Origin of the sequence: Niastella koreensis GR20-10, assembly GCF_000246855.1 — a bacterium.
In the GTDB taxonomy this organism is placed as follows: Bacteria; Bacteroidota; Bacteroidia; order Chitinophagales; family Chitinophagaceae; genus Niastella; species Niastella koreensis.
In genome coordinates this window covers 4,001,792-4,025,296 of sequence record NC_016609.1, presented here as the reverse complement: position 1 = coordinate 4,025,296, position 23,505 = coordinate 4,001,792, and the positions used below count along the sequence as shown (strand labels likewise).

Below are 23,505 nucleotides of genomic sequence, written 5' to 3'. Positions count from 1 at the left end.
ATTATTGGTACCTTCAATTTCTTATTATCTCCCCTGCACCTGTTTTGAATCTTCACAACACCTGTTAAGGCCGATCATAAGCCACCCCTGAACAGTTAGTTTATTTATAAACCACATACAAACAATATTCCTGTTGTACAGGAATAACTTAGCAATTGTTATGGCAAAATCACAAGAACCATTCACAAAAAGAGATCGTGAAAGACAACGCCAGAAAAAGCAACAAGATAAAAGGGAGAAAATGAAAGAGAGAAAGGCTAAGGGAAAAAGCGGCGATATGCAAAATATGCTGGCTTACCTGGATGAAAATGGAAACCTTACCAACAGACCTCCTGATCCAAGAAAAATGAAAACTTTCCGTCAGGAAGATATTCAAATCAGTGTGCCTAAGAGCGAAGACAGAGTTCCGGATCTGCCCAGGAAAGGCACTGTTTCATTTTTTAACACACAAAAAGGTTTTGGTTTTATCATCGATGCTGAAACACGTGAACGCATATTTGTTCATGTTAATGATTTGTCGGGTTCGGTTCAGGAAAATGACAAGGTAACATTTCTGGTGCAGAATGGCCCCAAGGGGCTGCTGGCTACTGACGTATCCCTGGCTAAATAATATTATCACATCTTAAACCGGTTATAAATGGTGATTTTAAGAGAGCATTTACGTAAAAGTGATTATGATTGGGAAATTGGGTTAAATCACTCCCTGCAAAATAATGAACCCGACCGGCGAATTTTTAACCGGTTCAACGGTAACCAGGTTTTGTTCATGATTAATTATTTTGGCACTTCCGTTGGCAAAATGACTTTTACCGAGGGCCTGCAAATTGAAGAATTAATTTCAACACAATTGCCAAAGGAAGCTAAAAGTGAGTTGTCAGTTTTTAACTGGCTGCGTGGCGTTTATTTGTATTTTAATAACTAATGCATCCGCAGAAAAAGATCAGAAAAATATTTCCAATAAAAAGTGAATATGAATATACAGGTGTTTAATCTTAGTTTGAATACGGAAAACCGCGACTTGCGAAAATTATTTTCTGCCTTTGGCCTTGTGACAACGGCTGAGGTGATGAAAGATAAAATGAGTGGCCGTTCAAAAAGAAATGCTATGATTGAAATGCCCAACGAAAAGGAAGGCCGGCAGGCAATTGAATCGCTTGATCAAAGTCTACTTGACGGGAAAAAAATATCAGTTAACGAATATCTGATAGAGTCCAGATGGTAATTTAATGAAAGATCCGTTTTTAAATAGGTATGCTACTTAATTTAATAGTATTGATCGATGATCCGGAAAACGCCGAAGCGATGTTAAATCTTTCCTGCTTACCCAGGGAGTTTAATATTGTTGATGTTGTTTATTCGGTTTCTGAACTTATAAAACATCCTTCGTTACAGACTGCGGATGTTTTGTTGGTTGATTATTTTTTTCCCGGAGAGCTTATAAAAGATTTTTTTAGTCAATTTTTGACTCACAACGATACGCCGGTTGTTTTTCTCTCCAATTTCCCCCAAATGCTGGAGGATATTATTTACCCTCAGTACAGGAAAGATACTGTTTCGGTTTTCCTAAAGCCTTTTTCCTTCAAGGATTATGAAGATATATGTAAACAGCTTCATAAAGTATATGCGGAATCAGAAAAGTTAGGTCAATAAGATCAGGGATTGCCCCATCCTCCGCCTGAAAACACCTTACCTGCCATTTGGTTTCAGTGGACTGTTGTAAATGCACCCTCCGTGGCAAACATTGGCCGCACGGACCTTTCCTGTAAGCTACTTATTGAAAGCGGGCTGGCGTCGTTATCTCCTTACCAGGGACCCAATGCGAAAACACCTGACTTTATACCATCTTTTTCAGACATGATGAATACTCTTCAGGCATCCTTGCCGGTTAGTTTTTTCTTTGCGGGAGGGCTTTTTTATTCGTGCCCGGGATTTCGTAAGTATTGTACTATATTTATAAAGGTTTATTATACAATTGCTTCATCTATTTCAACGATCTTATGCTTGCTTCCATTCCGCGCAAAACTGTTACCCTGTTTGCTATCCTGTACTGTCATGTTGTTGTTGCCCGTCAGCTCCCGCTTCCTCAACAAGCGGAACAAACCATGTTAAAGGCCACCCGGTATATGGCCGACAGCGTGAGTACGCATGGCGGCTATGTGTGGTACTATTTGCCTGATCTGTCGAGGCGATGGGGCGAAATGGAAGCCTATAAAACCATGATCTGGGTACAGGACGGGGGCACCGTAAGCGTTGGTCATATGTTGCTGGACGCCTATGACGCTACGGGTAACGAATACTTTTACCAGCAGGCGGAAAGGGCAGGAGAGGCAATGATCTGGGGACAGAGCAATGAGGGCGGATGGAATTATATGGTTGATTTTGCAGGCGACCGCTCGCTTAAAAAATGGTATGCCACCATCGGAAAAAATGGATGGCGGCTCGAGGAGTTTCAACATTACTATGGTAACAGCACTTACGATGATGATGTGTCATCTGATGCAGCCCGTTTACTGCTGAGATTATATTTGGAGAAATTCGATCCCAGATACAAACCGGCACTCGATAAGGCCATCAGTTTTATCCTCAAAAGCCAGTATCCCAACGGCGGATGGCCGCAACGTTACCCGCTTAAACACGATTTTAATAAGGCCGGTCATCCCGACTATTCTTCCTTTTATACTTTCAACGATGATGTGATCTGGGAGAACGTTTTTTTTCTTATTCAATGTTATGAAACCCTGGGTGAAAGCAGGTTTCTGGAACCGATCAACAAGGGAATGAATTTCTATTTATTGGTGCAGGGTAAAAACGGGGCATGGGGGCAGCAGTACGATATGAATAGGCAGGTGGCCGGCGCCAGGACTTATGAACCGGCAGATTATCTTCCCCGTTATACTTTTAATAATTGCCTGTTGTTGCTTAGGTTCTATCGGTACACCGGCGACCGGAAATACCTGGCGCATATTCAGGACGCCAAATGGCTGGAAAAGACAAAGCTTCCCGAGCGCATGACGCAGAATGGAAAATATACCCATCCGCTTTATGTAAATCCGGCCAACGATAAACCCATCTTTGTTCATCGCAAAGGCGCCAATGTCATCTATGGTTATTATTATGCAGATACCTCCGATGCCAGATTGTTGGGGCATTATCCGGGGAAGAGTTATATAAATATTCAATACCTGAAAGATGAGTATGCAAAAATAAGTGCGTTGTCACCGAAAGAAGTGACGCATGATTCTCCACTGATGCCAGGTGAATTTGAAGGGGCTGATATTCCGCAGACCTGGTATCACCTCAGCCGGGAGGAGCATGCCGAAAATGAACCTGTATCTGAAGCAGGCGTGAAAGTTATTATTGACCGGCTTGACAGCCGGAACCGCTGGCTGATAAAGCATGGGCAGTCTTGCTTTAGGCGTGCGGTTGAATAAAAAAGACTGGTTCAAAGGGCAGATCCGGACGGTAAACTTTTATAATTCGGCGAGGCTGGATTAATTGCGAAAGAAACCGCGGGCAGTTGAAACCACGGAAGAGATTATACCTTTTTACCTGTTTGAAGATCAGCTAATAAATTGGGAAAGGTCGATGGCAGTCGCTTACCTTTAACAACAAATCGGTTCATCAAATTGGAACAGGTACAATTAGGATTAAAGGAGAACTGGAAGCAATTTACCCTGCTTGTGATCATCAATGCATTTGTGGGCGGCATGGTTGGCATGGAGCGGACTATTCTTCCCCGGATCGCAGAAGCGGAATTTCATATTGCCGCCAAAACGGCCATTCTTTCCTTCATCGTTGTTTTTGGTGTTGTTAAAGCGCTCACTAACTATTTTACCGGCGCATTGGCCAATAAGGTTGGTAGAAAAAATTTATTGACCATTGGCTGGCTGTCAGGTGTGCCGGTGCCGTTCATTTTAATGTTTGCCGAAAACTGGAACTGGATCATTGCCGCCAATGTATTGCTGGGTATAAACCAGGGCCTTACCTGGAGCAGTACAGTGATAATGAAAATTGACCTGGTAGGGGAGAAACAACGTGGTTTTGCCATGGGGCTGAATGAATTTGCCGGGTACATAGCAGTGGCCGCCGTGGCATTTTTAACCGGCTGGATAGCGGCTACCTATGGCTTACGGCCTTACCCGTTCTATACCGGTATTGTACTATCCATGCTGGGCCTGTTCAGCAGCTGGCTGCTGGTAAAAGATACCCGTCATCATGTGGCTGCCGAAACAACCGCGAGTAGAGTGCGTATGCTGAAAAATGTTTTTTGGGAAACCACGTGGACAAACAGGAACCTGGGTTCAGTTACCCAGGCCGGATTGATCAATAACCTGAACGATGGCATGGCCTGGGGCATATTCCCGATGCTGCTGGCATCGAAAGGATTTTCCATTGATAAAATTGGGATTGTAACGGCCGTTTACCCGGCTGTCTGGGGCTTTGGTCAGTTGTTTACAGGAAAAATGGCCGATCACTTTTCAAAAAAGAAACTCCTGTTCACCGGCATGCTGTTACAGGGAGTGGTACTGGTGTTTTTTCCTTTTGCCAATTCAATGATGCATTATGTTTTGCTGTCGGTTATGCTGGGATGGGGCACTGCCATGGTTTATCCTACCTTTTTAGCCACTATTGCCGAAAATACACATCCAACAGACAGGGCCGGCGGCCTGGGCGTATTTCGCCTCTGGCGCGATGCAGGCTATGCTATCGGCGCCGTTATTACCGGTGTTATTGCTGATAACTTTGGGATCAATACATCTGTTGTTACAGTGGGCGTCTTAACGGTGCTATCGGCGATGGTAATTATATTCAGAATGGAGGACCCCCGGTGAAACTGTTCTTATTTCGGATAAACAAAATTGGTCTGCGCTTCTTTTGTCTTTACAGGTCTCACTTCAATACTGGCTGTTGGAACAAAGGCAAATTCAGGATTTTGTTTGGCGATCTCGATCGCCTCGTCAACGCTGTCTGCCTGGATGTGGTAATAACCTACCTGGATCTCTTTGGTGGGATCGACTAATGAAGTGTTCCAGGTATTGTCATTTTTTGTAATAATACAACCTTCGCGTAATAATGGCTGCGCTGCTATGAGTTTGCCCTTTGACTTTAATTGCTCAATATATACTTCGCACTGTTTTATAAACTTCAAATGCTCGTCGGCAGAGAGGTTTGCCTTTGCATCACCGGCATTGCGGATGTACAGCATAAATTCGTTTGCCATGGTGGATTTTTTAAAGGTGTTTGAGAAGCCTTGCTTAAAGGTAAGTATTCTATTCCGTTCTCAGATTTTTCACCGGGTTTGCCGTTGCCGCCCTGATGGATTGATAGCTGATGGTAAGCACGGCTATCAATGTTGCGGCCAATCCGCCAATGACAAATACTGCCAAGCCTATGTTTATTCTGTATGCATAATTCTCCAGCCATTTATGCATGCTCCACCAGGTTACAGGAATGGAAATAACAAATGCGATAACAATAAGCCACAAAAACTCCTTTGATACCAGCAATAGTACATTTTGCACAGACGCACCCAATACTTTATGGATGCCGATCTCTTTTGTGCGTTGTTCAATTACAAAGGCAGAAAGTCCGAATAATCCCAGGCTTGCAATAATAATGGCAACGATGGCGAATACAAAGAATATTTGTTGCGTTCTGATCTCGCCGGCATACATGGCTGCAAACTTTTCATCTAAAAAAACATAGTTCAGGGGGCCTTGCGGATTGAATGAATTCCACTTTTCCTTAAGCGCAGCTAAAAATCCGGCTACATCGGCCGTTTTTATTTTAATGACGAAGCCACCGCGGTTTCCACCCAGCAACATCATTAAGGGCGCAACTTTTTGTTTGGCTGATGTGTAGTTAAAGTCTTTCATCACTCCCACAATTTTAAACGCCTGCCGTCCCGAACGTACAATGGTCCTGCCAATAGGATCTGTATTGCTCCATCCCAATTCCTTTACTGCAGCTTCGTTAACTACCGCAGCGCTGCTGTCTGAACCGAAATCTTCCGAAAAATATCTTCCCTTTTGCATTTGAATACCCAGTGTTTTCACATAGTCATAGTCGACATGATAAATGTTCATGTGGATCTCTGTGCCATTGCCTTTTTCATTTACGGGGTATACCTCTGTTCCATCTATAAAATTGTCGGCCGGAACGGATCTCGCAATGGTGGCAGCAACGACACGGCTATCTTTCAACACGCTTTGCTTAAATGCTTCCTGGTTGTCGCCCATCAGCCTTCCGTCGGGCAAAAACAAAACCTGTTCTTTTTCATAACCCAGGTTCTTGTTTTGCATATAGCGCAATTGCCGGTAAACGATGAGGGTGGAAATAATCAACGTTGTTGAAACAAAAAACTGAAACACGATCAACCCGCCGCGCAGATGACTTTTATGGCGCCCTGTTCCCGGAGCGCCTTTTAAAACGGTGACTGGATTGAATCCTGATAAAAAGAATGAAGGGTAAATACCTGCCAGTATCCCAACCAGGAACAACAAGGCGATCAATGCAAGTAAGAATTTATAATTCAACAAATAACCGATACTTATTTGTTTGCCTGAAAGCTGGTTAAAAAAGGGAAGTAACACAAACAGGAAAAGAACGGCAACAAACATGGCGCAAAAGCTCAATAATACCGACTCAGAAAGGAACTGCTTTACCAATTGCCATCTGGCAGAACCCATTACTTTGCGTATGCCCACTTCTTTGGCTCTTTTTACTGAACGGGCAATGGAAAGATTAGTGAAGTTTATACAGGCAAGCAATAAAACAAACACCGCAAGCACAGAAAAAATTGTAACATATTGTATGTCGCCGCCTGGGTCAATTTCATATTTGGTGTGTGAGTAAAGATGGATATTTTCAAGCGGTTGTAATGAAAAAATAAATGTATTGACTGATTTCTGTGCTTCAGCCAAACTTATGCCCATATCATGCTGCACTTCCGGCACAACATATTGGGCAACCAACACCGGAAATTTAGCCGCTAATTTTTTCGGATCAACATTTTTATTCAGTAACAAATAAGTGTACAGACCTAAGTTGCTCCAGCTTGGTTTTGTTACATGCCATGATGTGATGCTTAAGAACGCTTCAAAATGAAAATGAGAATTATCCGGAACTTTGTCAAACACCCCGGTTACTGTATACAGCGCATCATGCAAGCCGATTACCAGGGTTTTACCAATAGGATCCGCATTTCCAAAATATTTTTTTGCCAGGGTCTTTGAAATAACAACACTGTTTGGCTGAACGAGGGCGTCTTTGTTATTTCCTTCCAATAAAGGAATAGAAAACAGTTGCAGGAAATTTGAATCTGCAAAGGCAAGCTTGTCTTCTTTGAATTTCCTGTCGTCGTATTTTACAAAATCAGTAGCCGGCGACAATCTTGCAAATTCTTTTATCTCAGGAAAAGCGTTTTTCATTCCCTCGCCAACAGCATAGTCAACATTTGGATAAACAGCAACATTGCCATTGCCGATTGTTGATAAGTTTATACGATAAATATCTTTTGCGTTGGCTGAGTAGCGATCATAACTCAGTTCATTGAAAATAAAAATTGCGATCAGCACAAAACAGGTTAAGCCAATGGCTAAACCAAAGATATTGATGAAGGAGAAAACTTTATTATTTGTAAAGCTTCTGACGGCGGTTTTGAACCAGGTTCGGAACATATTTTTTTAATTGCTGGATCATAAATCACCACGAAGCAAATGCCAGGTTGTTACTGCTTTGACAATCAATTATATATTGATGTGAGCCTTGTTTCTCCCATGTTCGCTTTCGTTACAAAAGTGTACGGTATTGAGTATGGAAAATGAAAAGGACCGCCTCAAATTACTTTTGAGGCGGTCCTTTTTTATTCTCATGTGACCCTTATATCTTATTTCCCTTTTGCTGCCATTTCAATCACTTCGGCCACTTCTTTTGGCTTTGACATATAAATAGCATGGCTGCCGTGTAACTCGGTAACCTTTGATCCTGCTCTTTTATACATGAACCGCTCGATGTCGGGGTTGATGCTTTTATCTTCTGCTGCTACAATCGCAAACGATGGTTTTGTTTTCCAGGCTGCCTGGGTTAACGGGGTAACAAAGGATTGTGCCGCAATCGGCCCTTGTGATGCATACATGAATTCCGCTTTTTCCTTTGGAACATCGGCGGCAAAACCTGCATGGAACTTTTGTTTGTCGTAAAATATAAAACCCTTGTCATCGGGAGGAAGAATACCATTCTCGGTTGCAGGCGGAGCTGTTTTGATAAGATCGAGCGTGGTTTCATTAACCTCGGGTACAAAGGCTGCTACATATACGAGCGCGGCCACTTTAGGATGAACACCGGCCTGGGTTATAACCGATCCGCCCCAGGAATGGCCAACCAACACGGTAGGTCCATCCTGTTTGTCGAGGATCCTGGTAGTAGCGGCCACATCATCGTTTAAAGATGATAATGGATTTTGAACAATGGTAACATGGTACCCCTGTTTGGTAAGCAGCTCATATACGTTTTGCCAGCCGGAGCCATCGGCAAAAGCTCCGTGAACGATCACGACGTTTTTGACGCCTGTTGGAGTTTGTGCGTTTGTCATAATTGAAATGGTTAAAAGTAAAATGGATAATAAGGTGGAATGAATAAGCTTTTTCATGTTTGATAGTGTTATTTGATAAAAGCGTTAAAACTTAAGTTGAGCCGTTACGGCTGTGAACAAAATGTTTTTACCCGGGCCAACATCCTGGAGGAAATCACTGGCCTTGAACCAGGTAAATTCCACGCGGAAATACAGGTAGTTGTTGGGAATGTATTCCAGGGTATTTGAATACTGCCGCCCTATGGATTTTTGATCACTCTTTTTTCCTGAATAGATCATGGCCACATTGGGCCCATAAATGCCATCATACCTGCTGTAACGCCAGAAAAGATCATAGTCGAGGCCAAAGAACAGCCTGCGCGACAGATCGAGTGATAAAGATGGATGGATATCGCACAGGTTGGAAGGGCCGATCAATGATACCAACCCAAAGTAACCGCCGCGTGGGAACAGCGGGTTAAAAGTTTGCAGTTTGTTATCATTATACTTTGCATCGCCGCTGATGAGCTCTGTTTTTATTCCCAGTTCCGGTTTCAGTAAAGTGTTTGCAAACTTATAACCGGTGTTAACCGAGAATGTCCAGGCAGAGATTGTTTTGCCGGCAAAACCGCCGAACTGATACAACCCTTCAACATCGTATCGCCAGAACTTTTTAGCCGACCAGATCCTGCTGCCTACGGAGTGTCTTAGTTCCCTTCCAGCACCATCATCGAATTTTGCATTGTTCCTCAAAAGCCCGAAGTAATAGAGATCGACATTATTCAGGATGGGTACCTTGTTCTTAACCAGGTAAGCGCCCCAGAACCGGGTATTATTCTTAAAGCCATCATCGAAGATCTGTTGTTTCGACTGTACAAAATGCGAGAAGAACACGTCGGCCTTCCAGCCCGGATGGGTGTACAACAACCGGGCAGCGTCGAATGATTGCCGGTTATTAGGCCCATCCCGGACAGCTACCAGTCTTTGCGAGCCGTATAACAATTCCTGCCGGCCAACCCTGATCGTTAGCGACTGTTCATCCTTCAGCGGAAATGCCAGATCGGCGAACGCCTGGTGCAGGTCCAACTGGTTTTCTTCTACGGGTGATGGCGTGGTTGCCCTGCCGTTGGCGAAACTGCTTTGCAGCTGCACAAACGTTCTGAAATGACTGCCTGCATGAAAGTCGGCATGCGCCAGCGTGCGGGTAAGAATAAACCCGTCGTTGTCCTGGGGCGATTCTCCCCAGTTCTCATTTTTGAACCACTGGTATTGATACCGGATGTCGCCCCCAAAACTGACATACGTATTGCCATTCTTTGAAAGGGGATTGAACTTGGTTTTCTTATACCAGTTCGGGTTGCTGTCCTGTTTCAGGCTGTAGTAATCCTCGTCATACCGGAGTTGTTTGAACGCAGGTATCGATTGCGCATAGGCCCCTGATAATAATAAAAGAAACAGGGAGATGGCTAGTAGTGCTTTCATGTTTAAGATTTTCTGACAATTATTACTCCGGTGATCACGAGCAAAACGCCCAATACTTTCCAGATATTAACCGGGTGCGGTTGGGCCACCAGGATATTGAAATGGTCCAGGATGATAGAGATGATCATTTGTCCGGCTACGACCAGCCCGAAGGTGAGGGCCGGACCAATTTTAGGAAAGGCCAGGATTATGACCGTTACATAAAATGCGCCTAACAAACCGCCACTCCAGAGGTATAAAGGCGCATTTTTCAAACCGCTTATTTGTACCGGCTGACGCATGATGAGGGTATAAGTGAACAACACAACGGCGCCTACTAAAAATGAGATCAATGAAGCATGTACCGGACTTGCGATTTCTTTACCGAGCCGGGAATTGATACCGCCCTGGATCGGAAGAAAAGCTCCGGATAACAGCGCCATAATGATCCAGATATATTTCATGCTGATAGTTTTTTGGAAAGTGAATTGTCTACTGAATATTTACCGGGCCCAAGGATCAAAATCACCAGGAAGATCAGGCTGTAGATGAAAGGCGTATCCTTTTCTAAAAGCGAATCATTCCAGTGCACTACGAAATATCCCGTGAGCGTAACCGCAAGGGTAGGCAGGGTCGACAATCGTGTGAAAAAGCCTGTCAACACAAAAAAGGGAAACACGATGTTAGCCGCAATGGCAAACACATTATTGAATGCCTCCGGCAGGTGCAGCGGATTAGGAATGTTTTCAGCCTGTGCTACGCCTACGCCAATCTTTTTGAACCCATGAACGATGGCAATTTCCAGGGAGGCTGCCACCCGCAGCAGGAGCATGCCCCAATCAAAAACAACCGGCCGGGGATGGGGGCTGAGCGTTTTCGCGAGTAACTTTTTCATACTATTTGTTTTGATACCCTCCATAATATTTTACGGGGCTCCAGTCGGGGATAACAGCAGGTGGCGATGCATCCAGGTTAGAATACTCGCCTTCGCCATAAACCGGTTTGCCATTCACGATAGTACACTCGGCATGAATGGACCTGATGTCGTCTACAGGAATAGAGAAATAATCCTTGTTGAGTATTACCAGGTCAGCATACTGGCCTTTTGCTATTTTACCCTTTAGCTTTTCTTCGCCGCTTACCCAGGCGCTGCCGGTGGTATATAATTGCAAGGCTTCAAACCTGGTCAATACATCCTTTTGTGGCCAGAACTGGTAGCCGCCAATCGTTTTTCCGGTGGTTGCCCAATGCAGGCTCATCCAGGGATTGAAGGTGGAGATGCGGGTGGCATCGGTTCCCAATCCAACGGGCACGCCCAACTGGATCATTTTTTTGATCGGTGGGATCTGATGATCCGGCTCGCCATACATTTTTTTATACAGCTCGCCCTGGTAATACATCCTGAACTGTACCGCAATACCCCCGCCTAATTTCTTTATGCGTTGCAGCTCGGGTTCGGTTACTGTTTCCGCATGGTCAAACAACCAGTGCAGCCCGTTAAAGGGAGTTTCTTTGTTTATCTTTTCAAACACTGTCAGCATCCGGTCTATCGATTCGCCATAGGTGGCGTGTAACCGGAAAGGCCAGCGGTTCTGCACGAACAACCGGATGATGGGTTCCAGGTCGGCCTCCATTTTACCGGACAACACAATTCTGGGTTCCAGGAAATTTTCAAAGTCGGCTGCACTGGCTACCAGGTTTTCGCCGCCGCCTTCTGCTACAAATCCATTGGCCAAAAGCATGTTGTCGTTTTGTTTGAGCTTTACCGATTTCACCCAGCTCTCATAGTCCTGCAATTCTTTTCCATATACCTGGGCAAACAGGTAATAAGCCGTTCTCAGCGTTAGTTTACCTGCTTTGGCCAGCTCTATGGCAATTGAATAATCATCGGCGTAGAACTGACCGCCGCCGGCTGCGTCCACTACACTGGTCAGGCCATATTTATTTAATTCATGGTACCATTGAAGGGTGGAGTTCAGTCTTTCATCATGGGAAAGTTTTGTGGTCAGCGCCAGCGTGGTGTAAATGGCTTTAGGCGTTTCCTTAGCGAACAACATGCCGGTTGGATTTCCATTGGCATCCAGTTCAACCAGGCTGCCTTCATACTTTGTATTCTTGTCGTATTTTAAAATCTCTATTCCCTTTTTATTTACAAACGCTTTCCCATACAGGTAAGTAATAAATACGGGTTTATCCGGAACCGCCTGGTTGATCTCGTCAATAGTGGGTTGTCTTTTTTCGTCAAACTGGTATTCGTTCCAGCCACCTACTACTTTTATCCAAACACCGGGTGGGGTGCGGGCTGCCTGTTCTTTTAACATTTCCATGGCGCGTTTCAGCGAGGTCACTCCGTCCCAACGCAGTTCGGCATTATAGTTCAGGCCTTCGCGGATGGCATGCAGGTGACTGTCATTCAGCCCCGGCACTACCGTTTTGCCTTTGGCATCTACCACCTGGGTATTCTCCGTTTTGTATTTGGCAAGTATGGAGGCGGAACTGCCTGCATCTACAATGATCCCGTCTTTAATGGCTACGGCCTCTTTGAATTCGCCGGCTTTCACCATGGTGGCTATCTTGCCGTTAATCAGGATGAGGTCGGCTTTTTGCTGTGCTGCAATCAGCAGCGGGCATAGGTATAATAGAATAAGCAAAAGCTTTTTCATGATTATTGTTTTTGAGGACTTTCTATATGTGTTATTACTGCTTGTTGTTGCTGATGTCTTTATATGCGTTGGGCAGGTTGAAGTTGTAATGAAGCCAGTTGAACAGCTCATACCCTTTGTCATATTCCTTCATGGTCACTGTTTGCTTTGTTTGCTCAAGCGTGAGCCCTTTTTGTACGGCTGCCTGTACCTGTTGGCGGAGGGATTGCACATAATCGAGGGTATATTTTATGCCTGCTTTATTGGTGATCCTGCCATGGCCGGGGATGATGATGGCATCATCGGGGAGCATATCATACATCTTTTTCAAATTGGCTGCGGGTTCCAGGAAGTACCCGTCAAACAGCCAGGGAATGGTAGGGCTTTCGGCAATAAAGGGATTGCCTGCCCAGAACACTTTTTCAGTGGGCATCCATACAAAAAGATCTGCGGGTGACTGCGCCGAACCGGTATTGATCAGTTCAACGGTTTTGCCGCCGCCGAGGTCAACGGTGAATTTATTGTTCTTGGCAACGGTTATGTCTGCCGGCCGGTAGGTTGCTTCTTCAATGCCACGCCCTTTCCCAAACAGCATGATCATAAACTGTTTGATGCCCTCGAAATTCTTAGCCAGGTTTTGTTTGGCAAACTCATTCTGAATGATGAGGGTATTGGCGGGTAACAAATAATCAGTGAAGCAGTGGTCGCCATGATCGCTTGTATTTACGGCGTACAAAATGGGTTTGCTGGTTACCGACCGGATCAATTTCATTTCCTGCTCGAACAGTCTTTTGTTCAGGAAACATTCTATCAGCATTACCCCTTTATCGCCTACGATAAACCCGCCTGAGGTGGCCTGTGGAATACCCTTCGTGGTTTCCGATTCTACCGATGTGGGTTGAATAGCATATACATCGGTGGCTACTTTGTGCAATGTCAGCTCCACCTTGTTGCCATCCCAGATGGGGACCTGGGGTGGCAAGGGGATTTGAGCGATAGCTGTGAAATTAAGAGATAGGAAAAGGCCTGTCATTATTGTGACTACATGGTTCTTTTTCATCGCTACAATTCTTTATGGGATGTGTGTTAGTGCGTATTATTTTGAAAGAAAGAAATCCAACAGGTCTTTTTGAACCTGGGCAGTATTTTCCTGCACTACCCAGTGACCCGCGCCTTTGATATTGGAGCCTTTTACATTTTCAGCCACCAGTTTACAATGATCTACCAGGAAGCCGGCGCCAAAATATTCACCACCCATGGCCAGCAACGGCATTTTAAGTTTGGTCTTCATAAATACCTTATTGTCCTTTGCATCCTGCTCAAAAGCGCCGAACCAATGGAAGGCGCCTGTGGTGCCACCTTTTACGGCATAAGCCCGTACAAATTCATTTACTTCTTCGGGTGTGAACGGATCTTTTACATGGCCCACTACCGGCCAGAAATTGGTCAGAAACAGGCGTTCTCTGCCTGCTACCAATTCGCCCGAAGCGGGGAAGGAAAAGAAACCAAACCACCAGGCAGAACCCTTCACCTGGCTCCAAACCGGTTCAACCCCGGGAAGCAGTGCATCCATCAATGCCAGTTTGTTTACTTCGGTTGAAAACTGTGCGGCGTAGGCGTAAGCCACCATCAGGCCAATATCGTGACCGGCCAGGTTGATGTGCTCATAACCCAGTTGTTTCACCACGCCATGGATGTAAGTGGCCAGCGTTTTTTTATCATACCCGCTGTCAGGTTTGCCCGATTCGCCCAGGCCAGGAAGATCAGGTGCGATTACGGTAAAATGTTTGGAGAACTCAGGCAACAGGCGGTTCCACATATACCAGTTTTGCCCAAACCCATGCAATAACACCAGCGGTTCGCCTTGTCCGCCGATCACATAGTGAACATCCACGCCGTTTACTTTGGCGGTGGCGTGTTTAAAATTGGCCGGGGGGGCAGCTGGTTGCGTGGTTGAAGTAGTAGTTTGAGTACTGTCTGCAGAAGGAGTGGTTGCCGTTTTTGTCTCATTTGGCGCATTGTTGCAGGCTGCCTGTAAAATAAGGGCAGCAAAAAGTACCGGGATCAATTTTGTCATAATAAGAATTATTTTGATTGTTGGTTGAAGTCTATAATTATGGTAGTTTAGTAAGCCAGTCCAGGATATAATCTGCATCCTCTTTCCAGGTGGGCTGGCCTAAAACAAAGTGATTTCTACCCTTGAATGCTGCATAATCCGTAATGGAATTGCTGTTTTTGTATTTCTGGTAATTCGAGTAATTCAGCGAAGCCGGAATGGTGTTGTCGTCACTGCCGGAGGTGAGTAACAACGGGGCATGCGGATTTTCAAAGTTTACTTTGGCCGCTTTGGTGATGGTATCCCGTACGATCAGCTTGGATTCGGGAATGGCAAACTGGTAGTAGGCTTCTTTCTGATCATCGCAATCCATACCATTGGTAAAAGCATATTTCCATTGGTTGAACGACATCAGAAACGATTTGCGGGTGGAAGTAAAGAAGCCAAGTGGCCCCCAGCCCGCCTTTAGAAAGGAGAATTTAAAGGTCATGATCCCCTGTGGCGGCACCGAGTGAATGGCAACACCCGCAAAGCCCAACCCTCTTTGCAACAGCAGCTGCACTATCAGCCCGCCGATGGAATGACCGATGAGGATGGGCTTTTCAGGAAGCTGCTTTACAATGTTGTCGTAATAATCCGTTAATGCCGCCAGCCGGTTACCGGCAATATTCTTGCTGGGATGGCTGTTGCGCAAAGCTTCGGCCGAAGCGCTTTTATGCGGCCAGGGCGGGGCGATGGCATGGTACCCCTTGCTTTTAAAATAGTTTTTCCATTCGTCCCAGCAGCTGTGATGAACAAAAGCGCCGGTGATAAAGACGACTGTTTTTGGAAGTGTTTTCCCCATAAATAACATTTATGGGTATCCCATGCCAATTACGATGCCTTTTTTATAAGTGAATGCAGTTCAATAGCTTTGCTAAATGAGAGTGTAGGTAAACCGTGATATTTCGCGGTTGGCGCTGTGAGACCGCGAAATTTCGCGGTGGTTATTTTAATTTTATATAAAGCAATTTCCTGCATGCTGAGGTTTGTTACATATACTTTTTTTATGATGGTAATGGCAGCGCCGGCTATGGCACAGCTGGCGGCCAACCTGTCGCAGGGTGAATTGCGCCAATTGTTGAAGGAAAGCAAACGGGACAGTAATCGTCTTCTGATCCTGTATGAACTGGGCAGAACCTACCTTAAACAGATCAACAGCGATAAAAAAGCGGTCATGATGGATTCTGCCGCTGACCTGTTTAACCAGGCCCTCAGGCTGGGCGATTCCCTGCACTTAAGGAACTTTTGGTTCGAAAGCACTCTGCTTGTCGCGGAAGCTCATCTTAACAAAGACGATACGGTAGAGGGGAAGAAAAGTTTTTTTCAGGTGGCGGCTATTTATCATGCAAAAGGCGATGTGCAAAGAGAGGCGCGTACCTGGCTGAGGCTGGGCCGGAAAATAAACTGGTACCAGGAAAATAGCGCCGAGGTGGAATCTTATTTAGATAAAGCGGTCCAATTGTATGCGCAGGCGCACAATATAGAAAGAGAAGCTTATGCGAGGACTATACTGGCAGGTTTCCATTATAATTTTGGGAAATCCAATTTAACAGAAAGCGAGTTACTGCGTGCGCTTGAATTATATAATAAGATAGGAAGTACAAAGGTTTCGGATGTATATTATTCCCTTTCTTATGTGAACAGGTACCGGGGTGCTTATGAGAAGTCGCTTTTATACGCCACAAAATGTGTTGAAAATGCTGAGCGTAATAATGATACTACTTCTCTTGACAATTATTATGGCGAACTGGCCCTGGTATATGATGAATTGAGCCGTCCGGAAGAAAGCTGCCATTGGTACCGGAAAACACTTGAAAAAAGATCGGAACAAAAACAGGACGGGACATCTGTCTTACAAACGGCAACTTTTCTTATCAGGCAACTGATAAAACTAAAAAAGAACAGGGAAGCCCTTGCTTTGATGGATAGCCTGCTGGTGGTATATCCGCCAAAAAACTTACGGGAAAAGTCTGCCGTTGCACAAAATTATGCGTATTGTTTTGATGCATTGAAGCGCTACCCGGAAGCGGAGCAAAACTACATTTCCTGTTTGGCATACTGCCGTAAAGCAGGTTTCGACAATGAAACCATTTCAATAGGCAATATGGATCTGGGCCGGTTTTATTTGCAGCATGGGCAGTTTAAGAAAGCGAAAACCTACCTGGATACAGCCGTGACAATTATGGGCGCGGACCGGGTAATAGACCAACGGGAGTTGTTCAAAATGCGGTTCACCGCAGATTCTGCGTTGGGAAATTATTCCGCCGCCATTAAAAACCTGCAGTACTACCAGTTTCTCAATGATTCCATTTACAATGAAAGAAAAAGCCGGCAGATCGAAGAATTGACCGTGCAATACGAAACGCAGAAAAAAGAACAGAACATCCGGTTACTGGAGAATGAAAAGCAGTTGCAGCAAAACGAGCTGGCAAAGGAACAAAATACCAAACGCTGGATTGTTGGGGCTGTCCTGTTATTGATAGCTATTGTAGGCTTGCTGGTGAATTATTCCCGGTTAAAGCAACGCACTAACCAGGAACTGCAGGTGCAGCAAATACAAATTGAAAAGAAAAACAATTCCCTGCAACAGCTGGTGGCAGAAAAGGAATGGCTGGTGCGGGAGATCCATCACCGGGTAAAGAACAATTTTCATATGGTAATGGGGCTGTTGCATACACAGGCTGCCTACCTGCAGAGTGAGGAAGCCATCCAGGCGGTAACCGAAAGCTCACAGCGTATTCAGGCCATGTCGCTGGTGCATCAGAAATTGTATCAGTCAGATAATTTATCAGCCATCAACATGACCGGTTATATTCATGAGCTGATCGATTACCTGAAAGACAGTTTTCATACCGGCAATACCATCCGGTTCAACCTGCAAATTGACCCGGTAACTTTTACTGTTTCATACTGCGTTCCGGTTGGGCTCATTGTGAACGAAGCCGTTACCAATGCCATAAAGCATGCTTTTCCGGATAAGCAGGAAGGTGTAATAGATATTTCATTGAAAAGCCTGGGCGACGAACATTTTCTGCTTTCAATCAAAGACAATGGAGTTGGCTTGCCGGCGACATTCAATGCTGCCAGCCAGACCACTATGGGCATGCGGTTGATGCGGGGATTGAGTGATGACCTTGATGCGGTATTTCAAATTCACAATAACAATGGCACACAAATAACGCTTGATTTTATTGCTGAAGCGTAACCAAAATAACTGACTATGAAAGAACAAATTTTAATTGTAGAAGACCAGTTTGTGGAGGCGGATTATGTACGCCTGTTGCTGGAACAGGCGGGTTATGGTATTACCGGCATGGCGCGTTCGGTTGATCAGGCCCTGGAACTGATAAAGGAAAAAAAGCCGGATTTTGTTTTGTTGGATATCTTTCTAAAAGGCAAACAAACCGGGATCGACCTGGCAAAAGTGTTGGCAACAGACAATATCCCGTTTGTATTTCTATCGGCCAACTCCAATGAAGAAGTTTTGAATGCTGCCAAGCAAACGCATCCCTATGGTTTCCTGGTAAAACCTTTCCGGGAGAAGGATCTGCTGGTGGCCCTTGAAATTGCCCGTTACCGCCATGCACATAGTATGGATGCGCGGTACCATAAGGAGACTGAATTGCGCAAATTGCTGAAGTCAATTGTAACAGACGCCGGTACCTGGCCGGAAAAGTTGTTGCGAATAGCCACCGCCCTGCAATCGTTTATTCCTTTCGATTTTCTCGCCGTAGGGTTTGATAATATAAAAGACCCCTTCTTTAAAGGCAGGTGCTTTTTAAGAACAGGTTTCGATGAATACCAGGAGATGGGTCTGCAGGAACTGGCCACCGTTACAGGAATGTCGGGCGACGCGTTGATGGCATTGCAGGCGCCGGATGCGGTAGCGGAAGTGGCCGCCATTTATAAGGAGGCTGCTTTTGAAAATATTTGCCGGCAGCCTTCTTTAAGAAAGCTTTTTGCAGATAGTTTCCAGTTAAGATCACATTTGGAAATGCCCATGCGCATGATGGACAGGAAACCTTTCAGCTTTTGTTTATTCAGCAGAAGACCGGATGCTTATACCACCGAGCAGCTGGAGCTGTTTGAAAGGATCCAGTTTTCGCTGATGCAAACCATCGAGCATTTGCTGCAGCAGGAAATGAGTGAAGCCGGCAAACTGTTACAGCAGGAAACGAAGACCAGGTTTGATGGCATTGTTGGTAAAAGCCACTTGTTGTTAAATGTATTTGATTACATTTCGCAGGTAGCGCCTTCAGATACTTCGGTGCTTATCTTGGGTGAGAGCGGAACGGGCAAAGAAAAAATTGCCGATTGCATCCATAACCTGTCGGCCCGCAAAGGAAAACCATTTGTGAAATTGAACTGTGCCGCATTACCTGCCACACTGATAGAATCAGAATTGTTCGGGCACGAAAAAGGCGCATTTACCGGGGCGCTGGAGAAGAGGATCGGCAAATTTGAACGGGCCGACAAGGGCACGCTGTTCCTGGATGAAGTGGGTGAAATGCCGGTTGAACTGCAGGTGAAGTTATTGCGGGTATTACAGGAAAAGGAAATTGAAAGAGTAGGAGGCAGGGACACCATTAAAGTGGATGTGCGCATTATTGCAGCTACCAATAAAAACCTGGAAAAAGAAGTAGCCGATGGCCGGTTCCGGCTGGACCTGTATTACCGCTTGAATGTTTTTCCCATTACCCTACCGCCCTTGCGTGACCGCAGAGAAGATATCCCTGCGCTGGGGTATCATTTTATGAATCACTACAGCCATAAAGCAGGGAAAAAACTCAGTGGCATCTCCGATAATGTGCTCCGGAAAATGATGGCATATAACTGGCCCGGCAATATCCGCGAACTGGAACATTTAATTGAACGAAGTGTGTTGTTATCCAAAGGACCAGTGATTGAAGAGATCCTGCTGCCCACTGTTACAAAAAAGCAAGGCACTGAGGACGCACAGGATGCAGCGATGAAAACGATCGTTGAAAATGAAAAGGACTATATCATCTCTGTGCTGAAGAAATGCAATGGGCGAATATGGGGCCCGGGCGCCGCGGCCGAGATCCTGAATATCAATCCTTCTACGTTGAAATCAAAGATGAAGAAGCTTGGGATAAAAAAGGAGTATATGGAATAGGGTTGTTCAACTGGCACAATCTTCAGATGGTACTTCCTTCAGCAATATTTCTTCCCTGGAAATGGCAGCAGTGTGAAAATTATGAAACAGGAATAGTGTTTTAACGGTATTTGCATAATTCCCTATTTTTGACAACGTGGAAGGGCGGAGTTAAAAATAAACGTATGAACTACTATCTGCTGGTTTGGGTACTTTATTTAGCAATTTTAATATACTGTTACCGGATTGATAAAAGGATCAAAAAGAGACCTTTTACCAGACGTTTCACCTTTATTGCCCTGGTGTTGATTCTCTTTTCTTTTTCCTTTATGCCGCGGAAAATATTTGGAACATGGAATTCTATTTCCAGGCTAAACGGTAAAGTTATTGCTGCCATACACCTGCAACCTGCATTGCCGGATTGGAAAGTAAATTTAACCGGGAGGGATTATACAATTACCGACAGCAAACAGATAGATACCATTGTTCAATTGTTGAAAAAAGCGGAAGTATATTCTCCCAGTCATCCCTCCAATGTGTGGGAAACAAAAATGATCCTGGTTGCAGCGGACGGCGAATCGTTTGAGATCCTGGTTAATAAAACCGGTAATAACTATAATGGGACCTATTTTATAACTCCTTCCAGCCATTGGCGAAAAGATGAGATCGGGAGTTACCTGGAGAAACTGACTGGATTTCAGCAACCGGTATACAGCGATACCTCAACAAATCGTAATTAATTATCACGTTCCTCAATTGAACGACTTCCTAAACTCCAATGGTGAAACCCGTGTTTTCTGTTTGAACAGCTTATTGAATGACTGCGGATATTCAAATCCCAACTGATAGGCTACCTCCGCCACGGTAAGGGTAGTATTACTCAGCAATACTTTTGCCCGTTCTATTATTTTATGATGAATGAGTTGTTGTGCATTTTGTCCCGTTTGCGTTCGGAGCATATCACTTAAATAGTGCGGTGACACATGTAGTTGTTCTGCCAGGTATTGAACCGTTGGCAGTCCTTTTGCCAACGCCATGTCCTTGTCGAGGTAGGTATCGAGCACCTGTTCCAGTTTTGCCAGCAGGTCGTTGTTCATCACTTTGCGGGTAGTGAACTGGCGTTTGTAAAAACGGTTGCTGTAACTGAGCAACAACTCGATCTGCGAAATAATCACATCCTGGCTGGAATCATCGATGTTCGATTGCAGTTCGTCTTCAATGATCCTGAAAAGAGCCAGGATGGTTTTGCGCTCCTTATCTGACAGATGTAATGCTTCGTTGGCCGCATAGGTGAAGAAATGATATTTTTCAATGCTGGCTGCCAACGGATAACCACGAAAGAAATCGGGGTGTACAAAAATATTGAAGCCTTCGTATTCATCTGCATCAGGGGATGTAGTAAGCAACTGACCAGGCGCCACAAAAACCATCCCGCCTTCCTCGAAGTCATAAAAGCTTTGCCCATACTTTACCTTTCCGCGCATGTCTTGGATAAATGAGATCTTGTAAAAATTAAGCAGGAGTGTAGTGGGGAACTGGTCTTTCACCAGGCGCACGTTGCAGTTGTGCACCAGGCTTACCATAGGGTGCTGGGGCTTGGGCAAACCCAGTAACCGGTGTAGCTGTGAAATGGAATCGATCTGTTGAGGCACAACGGGCATCTTCTTCATGTTTTAAAAGTAGGAAAAAGCCTCCTTATCCGTGCTGCAAATAAGGAGGCAGTGTTTTACAGATTTGAATGGTAAAAAGTAACCAGCTTATCTACCGCCTGGGCAACGAATTCGATTTTATCGTACAGGTCCACATGCGTAGCGCCATTTATCATAAACAGTTCTTTGGGCCCTTTGGCGGTTTCCATTGCTTCCTGGGTCATCCATAAGGTGGTGGCTTCCGAACCGGCGATCAGCAGCAGGGGACGGGGTGCGATCAGATCCGCGAACCGGAAAGCGTCAAAACCGGCGACCAACTCTACGCTTTTCCACGTAAAGGTTTTGGCAGAACGCGGGTGGAAGCCTCGCTCCGTACAATAATACTCCCAGCCTTCATATACGTGTTGGCCCATCCCTTTTGCCTGTTCAGCATTGGCGGGGAAGATGGGAAATTCGCCGGGTGCTGCGCCATTGGCTACTGCCTGGCGGTCTGCGGCTGCCTGGTTGAGCAGGGCCTGGATCACGGCCGGGTTTTGATGCCCATCGCCACCATGCCGGAACTGATGTCCGATGCCGGCCGCACAAACCGTCGCCAGCACTTTTATCCGGTGATCGGTAGCCGTGGCGGCTACGCCGTAACCGCCAGAAGCGCAAATACCGAGTACGCCGATGCGGTTGGCGTCTATTTCCTGCATCGTAGAAAGGAATGTAACAGCTGCTTTTATGTCTTCGATTCGTTGTTCCGGATCTTCATAGTTGCGGGGTAATCCTTCACTTTCGCCCTGATAAGCGGCATCAAAGGCCAGGGTGATATAACCCTGTTCAGCCAGCAGCCCGGCATATAAACCAGCAGCCTGTTCTTTAACTCCGGCGCCGGGGTGGCCTACTACAATGGCCGGACGTGGCTGTGTGGAGGAATGAAAATCGGCGGGCAGGTAAAGCATGCCTGCAATATTGAGTCCATTTGATTTAAAGCTGACAGCCTGATTGGTTATTGTCTTTGTCATAATATCTGTTGTTTATTATGACACAAATTTCAACCAGCGGCGGCCGCCCCGAGTGTTCAGAATACCGGGATGTGTATCCAAAATGAAGCTTGTTATGGCTGCAGGATCAATTGTGAAGGCGTAAGGCCCGTATAGGATTTAAACTCCCTGATAAAATGCGCCTGGTCGTAATAGCCGCATTCATAGGCGATATTTGTCAGCGACATATCCGCCGACCGTACCAATTGGAGGCTTTTATTAAAGCGTTGAACCGAATGGAAGCTGTTGGGGGAGATGCCTACATAATGCTGAAACAGTTTTTGGATATACCGCACAGAAAACCCGGTTTCCGCCGCCAGGCGCCGCATATCAAACGAATCTTCCTGGTGGCTGATGGAATGACACAACACTTCCACCAGGCCTATCTTCTCCTGGTTTTTTTGGGCCCTTTCCAATCTGTTAACCAGGAACGCTTCAAGCACTGTTACTTTTTGTTCCAGCAATGGCTGCTCCATTAACCGGTTGTAAAATTCACTGCATTCTTTATTGAGTACATCAAACAGGTCGATGGATTCATTGGTAAATTCAGCAATGGGGTTGGGGAAGAAGAGGGCGCCGGCAAAGGGTTGAAAACGTGTTATAAGACAGGTATTGCCTTTTTTGATGGTGGCCCTGGTAGGTATTGTCCAGTGACCCAACACCTCCAGGCGCGGCACCGGCACAGACTGGCTGCCGCGATGTCTTATTGTTGCGCCGTCCGTTATGTCGATACACAATTCCACACACCCGGTAGGATACATAACCTCCAGTGCATCCCGGTCATGGGCGCAGGTCCAGTAGTACTTTACATAACGGCTTAAAACACCCGAGGGATAAAACACCTTGTCTCTCATATGGTAATCAAAGATTATTCATTTGCCAACCGGCTGGCGACTGTTCGCTTTTATACAATTTAGCCTTTTTGGCGGCTTTTACCTTTAC

At 45.4% G+C, this 23,505-nt stretch carries 22 protein-coding genes; 9 read left to right on the top strand and 13 right to left on the bottom strand.

Annotation, left to right across the window (positions count from 1 at the left end):
* Nucleotides 1–160: 160 nt before the first annotated feature.
* From NIAKO_RS15615 to NIAKO_RS15590, 6 genes are all read left to right on the top strand, one after another.
* Nucleotides 161–610 (top strand): cold-shock protein, encoded by a 450-nt coding sequence (locus NIAKO_RS15615; RefSeq protein ID WP_014219421.1) that lies wholly within the window; start codon nucleotides 161–163, stop codon nucleotides 608–610.
* A 27-nt stretch (nucleotides 611–637) separates the two neighbouring features.
* Complete coding sequence (locus NIAKO_RS15610; RefSeq protein WP_014219420.1) at nucleotides 638–922, top strand: hypothetical protein; 285 nt, start codon at nucleotides 638–640, stop codon at nucleotides 920–922.
* A 48-nt stretch (nucleotides 923–970) separates the two neighbouring features.
* On the top strand, nucleotides 971–1,222 hold the full coding sequence (locus NIAKO_RS15605) for an RNA recognition motif domain-containing protein (RefSeq protein ID WP_014219419.1): 252 nt from the start codon (nucleotides 971–973) through the stop codon (nucleotides 1,220–1,222).
* Between the two features lie 50 nt (nucleotides 1,223–1,272).
* Nucleotides 1,273–1,650: a response regulator gene (locus tag NIAKO_RS15600; RefSeq protein WP_133055277.1), complete on the top strand. Its 378-nt coding sequence runs from the start codon at nucleotides 1,273–1,275 to the stop codon at nucleotides 1,648–1,650.
* A 347-nt stretch (nucleotides 1,651–1,997) separates the two neighbouring features.
* A complete protein-coding gene (locus NIAKO_RS15595; protein WP_014219417.1) occupies nucleotides 1,998–3,431 on the top strand; it encodes a pectate lyase in 1,434 nt (477 codons plus the stop codon).
* A 195-nt stretch (nucleotides 3,432–3,626) separates the two neighbouring features.
* On the top strand, nucleotides 3,627–4,832 hold the full coding sequence (locus NIAKO_RS15590) for an MFS transporter (RefSeq protein ID WP_014219416.1): 1,206 nt from the start codon (nucleotides 3,627–3,629) through the stop codon (nucleotides 4,830–4,832).
* Between the two features lie 8 nt (nucleotides 4,833–4,840).
* Here the strand turns inward: NIAKO_RS15590 and NIAKO_RS15585 are convergent, their stop codons facing one another.
* The 10 genes from NIAKO_RS15585 to NIAKO_RS15540 form a co-directional block, all read right to left on the bottom strand.
* A complete protein-coding gene (locus NIAKO_RS15585; RefSeq protein ID WP_014219415.1) occupies nucleotides 4,841–5,221 on the bottom strand; it encodes a YciI family protein in 381 nt (126 codons plus the stop codon).
* A gap of 49 nt (nucleotides 5,222–5,270) precedes the next feature.
* Complete coding sequence (locus tag NIAKO_RS15580; RefSeq protein ID WP_014219414.1) at nucleotides 5,271–7,679, bottom strand: ABC transporter permease; 2,409 nt, start codon at nucleotides 7,677–7,679, stop codon at nucleotides 5,271–5,273.
* Nucleotides 7,680–7,888: 209 nt separating this feature from the next.
* Nucleotides 7,889–8,650, bottom strand: coding sequence for an alpha/beta hydrolase (locus NIAKO_RS15575; protein WP_014219413.1), 762 nt, complete (start codon nucleotides 8,648–8,650; stop codon nucleotides 7,889–7,891).
* A 27-nt stretch (nucleotides 8,651–8,677) separates the two neighbouring features.
* Complete coding sequence (locus tag NIAKO_RS15570) at nucleotides 8,678–10,054, bottom strand: alginate export family protein (RefSeq protein WP_014219412.1); 1,377 nt, start codon at nucleotides 10,052–10,054, stop codon at nucleotides 8,678–8,680.
* Between the two features lie 2 nt (nucleotides 10,055–10,056).
* On the bottom strand, nucleotides 10,057–10,497 hold the full coding sequence (locus NIAKO_RS15565; RefSeq protein WP_014219411.1) for a DMT family transporter: 441 nt from the start codon (nucleotides 10,495–10,497) through the stop codon (nucleotides 10,057–10,059).
* On the bottom strand, nucleotides 10,494–10,928 hold the full coding sequence (locus NIAKO_RS15560) for a DoxX family protein (RefSeq protein WP_165761253.1): 435 nt from the start codon (nucleotides 10,926–10,928) through the stop codon (nucleotides 10,494–10,496). Before NIAKO_RS15560 ends, NIAKO_RS15565 begins: the two co-directional genes overlap by 4 nt.
* A 1-nt stretch (nucleotide 10,929) precedes the next feature.
* Complete coding sequence (locus NIAKO_RS15555) at nucleotides 10,930–12,696, bottom strand: amidohydrolase (RefSeq protein ID WP_014219409.1); 1,767 nt, start codon at nucleotides 12,694–12,696, stop codon at nucleotides 10,930–10,932.
* Between the two features lie 34 nt (nucleotides 12,697–12,730).
* Nucleotides 12,731–13,657 carry an MBL fold metallo-hydrolase gene (locus NIAKO_RS15550; RefSeq protein WP_049815536.1) on the bottom strand — a complete coding sequence of 309 codons (927 nt, stop codon included), beginning with the start codon at nucleotides 13,655–13,657 and terminating at the stop codon, nucleotides 12,731–12,733.
* 114 nt (nucleotides 13,658–13,771) lie between these two features.
* The gene (locus tag NIAKO_RS15545; protein WP_014219407.1) at nucleotides 13,772–14,752 is read right to left on the bottom strand and encodes an alpha/beta fold hydrolase; all 981 of its coding nucleotides are present in this window, start codon (nucleotides 14,750–14,752) and stop codon (nucleotides 13,772–13,774) included.
* Nucleotides 14,753–14,789: 37 nt separating this feature from the next.
* Nucleotides 14,790–15,575 (bottom strand): alpha/beta hydrolase, encoded by a 786-nt coding sequence (locus NIAKO_RS15540; protein ID WP_014219406.1) that lies wholly within the window; start codon nucleotides 15,573–15,575, stop codon nucleotides 14,790–14,792.
* Nucleotides 15,576–15,779: 204 nt separating this feature from the next.
* Between NIAKO_RS15540 and NIAKO_RS15535 the strand changes: the two genes are divergently transcribed.
* The 3 genes from NIAKO_RS15535 (at nucleotide 15,780) to NIAKO_RS15525 (ending at nucleotide 20,629) form a co-directional block, all read left to right on the top strand.
* A complete protein-coding gene (locus NIAKO_RS15535) occupies nucleotides 15,780–17,978 on the top strand; it encodes a tetratricopeptide repeat-containing sensor histidine kinase (protein ID WP_242675453.1) in 2,199 nt (732 codons plus the stop codon).
* A gap of 15 nt (nucleotides 17,979–17,993) precedes the next feature.
* A complete protein-coding gene (locus tag NIAKO_RS15530; RefSeq protein ID WP_014219404.1) occupies nucleotides 17,994–19,910 on the top strand; it encodes a sigma 54-interacting response regulator in 1,917 nt (638 codons plus the stop codon).
* Between the two features lie 164 nt (nucleotides 19,911–20,074).
* Nucleotides 20,075–20,629 carry a hypothetical protein gene (locus NIAKO_RS15525; protein ID WP_014219403.1) on the top strand — a complete coding sequence of 185 codons (555 nt, stop codon included), beginning with the start codon at nucleotides 20,075–20,077 and terminating at the stop codon, nucleotides 20,627–20,629.
* 12 nt (nucleotides 20,630–20,641) lie between these two features.
* Here NIAKO_RS15525 and NIAKO_RS15520 read toward each other — a convergent pair whose 3' ends face one another.
* From NIAKO_RS15520 to NIAKO_RS15510, 3 genes are all read right to left on the bottom strand, one after another.
* Nucleotides 20,642–21,559, bottom strand: coding sequence for a helix-turn-helix domain-containing protein (locus NIAKO_RS15520; RefSeq protein WP_041346802.1), 918 nt, complete (start codon nucleotides 21,557–21,559; stop codon nucleotides 20,642–20,644).
* 56 nt (nucleotides 21,560–21,615) lie between these two features.
* Nucleotides 21,616–22,545, bottom strand: coding sequence for an alpha/beta hydrolase (locus tag NIAKO_RS15515; protein WP_014219401.1), 930 nt, complete (start codon nucleotides 22,543–22,545; stop codon nucleotides 21,616–21,618).
* Between the two features lie 92 nt (nucleotides 22,546–22,637).
* Nucleotides 22,638–23,417 (bottom strand): helix-turn-helix domain-containing protein, encoded by a 780-nt coding sequence (locus tag NIAKO_RS15510; protein ID WP_014219400.1) that lies wholly within the window; start codon nucleotides 23,415–23,417, stop codon nucleotides 22,638–22,640.
* Nucleotides 23,418–23,505 lie beyond the last annotated feature (88 nt).

Excerpts from the sequence above, each read along its gene's own strand:
- NIAKO_RS15565 (WP_014219411.1), bottom strand. The coding sequence starts at position 10,497 with ATGAAATATATCTGGATCATTATGGCGCTGTTATCCGGAGCTTTTCTT.
- NIAKO_RS15570 (WP_014219412.1), bottom strand. The coding sequence starts at position 10,054 with ATGAAAGCACTACTAGCCATCTCCCTGTTTCTTTTATTATTATCAGGG.
- NIAKO_RS15575 (WP_014219413.1), bottom strand. The coding sequence starts at position 8,650 with ATGAAAAAGCTTATTCATTCCACCTTATTATCCATTTTACTTTTAACC.
- NIAKO_RS15545 (WP_014219407.1), bottom strand. The coding sequence starts at position 14,752 with ATGACAAAATTGATCCCGGTACTTTTTGCTGCCCTTATTTTACAGGCA.
- NIAKO_RS15560 (WP_165761253.1), bottom strand. The coding sequence starts at position 10,928 with ATGAAAAAGTTACTCGCGAAAACGCTCAGCCCCCATCCCCGGCCGGTT.
- NIAKO_RS15515 (WP_014219401.1), bottom strand. The coding sequence starts at position 22,545 with ATGACAAAGACAATAACCAATCAGGCTGTCAGCTTTAAATCAAATGGA.
- NIAKO_RS15540 (WP_014219406.1), bottom strand. The coding sequence starts at position 15,575 with ATGGGGAAAACACTTCCAAAAACAGTCGTCTTTATCACCGGCGCTTTT.
- NIAKO_RS15555 (WP_014219409.1), bottom strand. The coding sequence starts at position 12,696 with ATGAAAAAGCTTTTGCTTATTCTATTATACCTATGCCCGCTGCTGATT.
- NIAKO_RS15520 (WP_041346802.1), bottom strand. The coding sequence starts at position 21,559 with ATGAAGAAGATGCCCGTTGTGCCTCAACAGATCGATTCCATTTCACAG.
- NIAKO_RS15605 (WP_014219419.1), top strand. The coding sequence starts at position 971 with ATGAATATACAGGTGTTTAATCTTAGTTTGAATACGGAAAACCGCGAC.
- NIAKO_RS15610 (WP_014219420.1), top strand. The coding sequence starts at position 638 with ATGGTGATTTTAAGAGAGCATTTACGTAAAAGTGATTATGATTGGGAA.
- NIAKO_RS15595 (WP_014219417.1), top strand. The coding sequence starts at position 1,998 with ATGCTTGCTTCCATTCCGCGCAAAACTGTTACCCTGTTTGCTATCCTG.
- NIAKO_RS15615 (WP_014219421.1), top strand. The coding sequence starts at position 161 with ATGGCAAAATCACAAGAACCATTCACAAAAAGAGATCGTGAAAGACAA.
- NIAKO_RS15535 (WP_242675453.1), top strand. The coding sequence starts at position 15,780 with ATGATGGTAATGGCAGCGCCGGCTATGGCACAGCTGGCGGCCAACCTG.
- NIAKO_RS15585 (WP_014219415.1), bottom strand. The coding sequence starts at position 5,221 with ATGGCAAACGAATTTATGCTGTACATCCGCAATGCCGGTGATGCAAAG.
- NIAKO_RS15510 (WP_014219400.1), bottom strand. The coding sequence starts at position 23,417 with ATGAGAGACAAGGTGTTTTATCCCTCGGGTGTTTTAAGCCGTTATGTA.
- NIAKO_RS15525 (WP_014219403.1), top strand. The coding sequence starts at position 20,075 with ATGAACTACTATCTGCTGGTTTGGGTACTTTATTTAGCAATTTTAATA.
- NIAKO_RS15530 (WP_014219404.1), top strand. The coding sequence starts at position 17,994 with ATGAAAGAACAAATTTTAATTGTAGAAGACCAGTTTGTGGAGGCGGAT.
- NIAKO_RS15580 (WP_014219414.1), bottom strand. The coding sequence starts at position 7,679 with ATGTTCCGAACCTGGTTCAAAACCGCCGTCAGAAGCTTTACAAATAAT.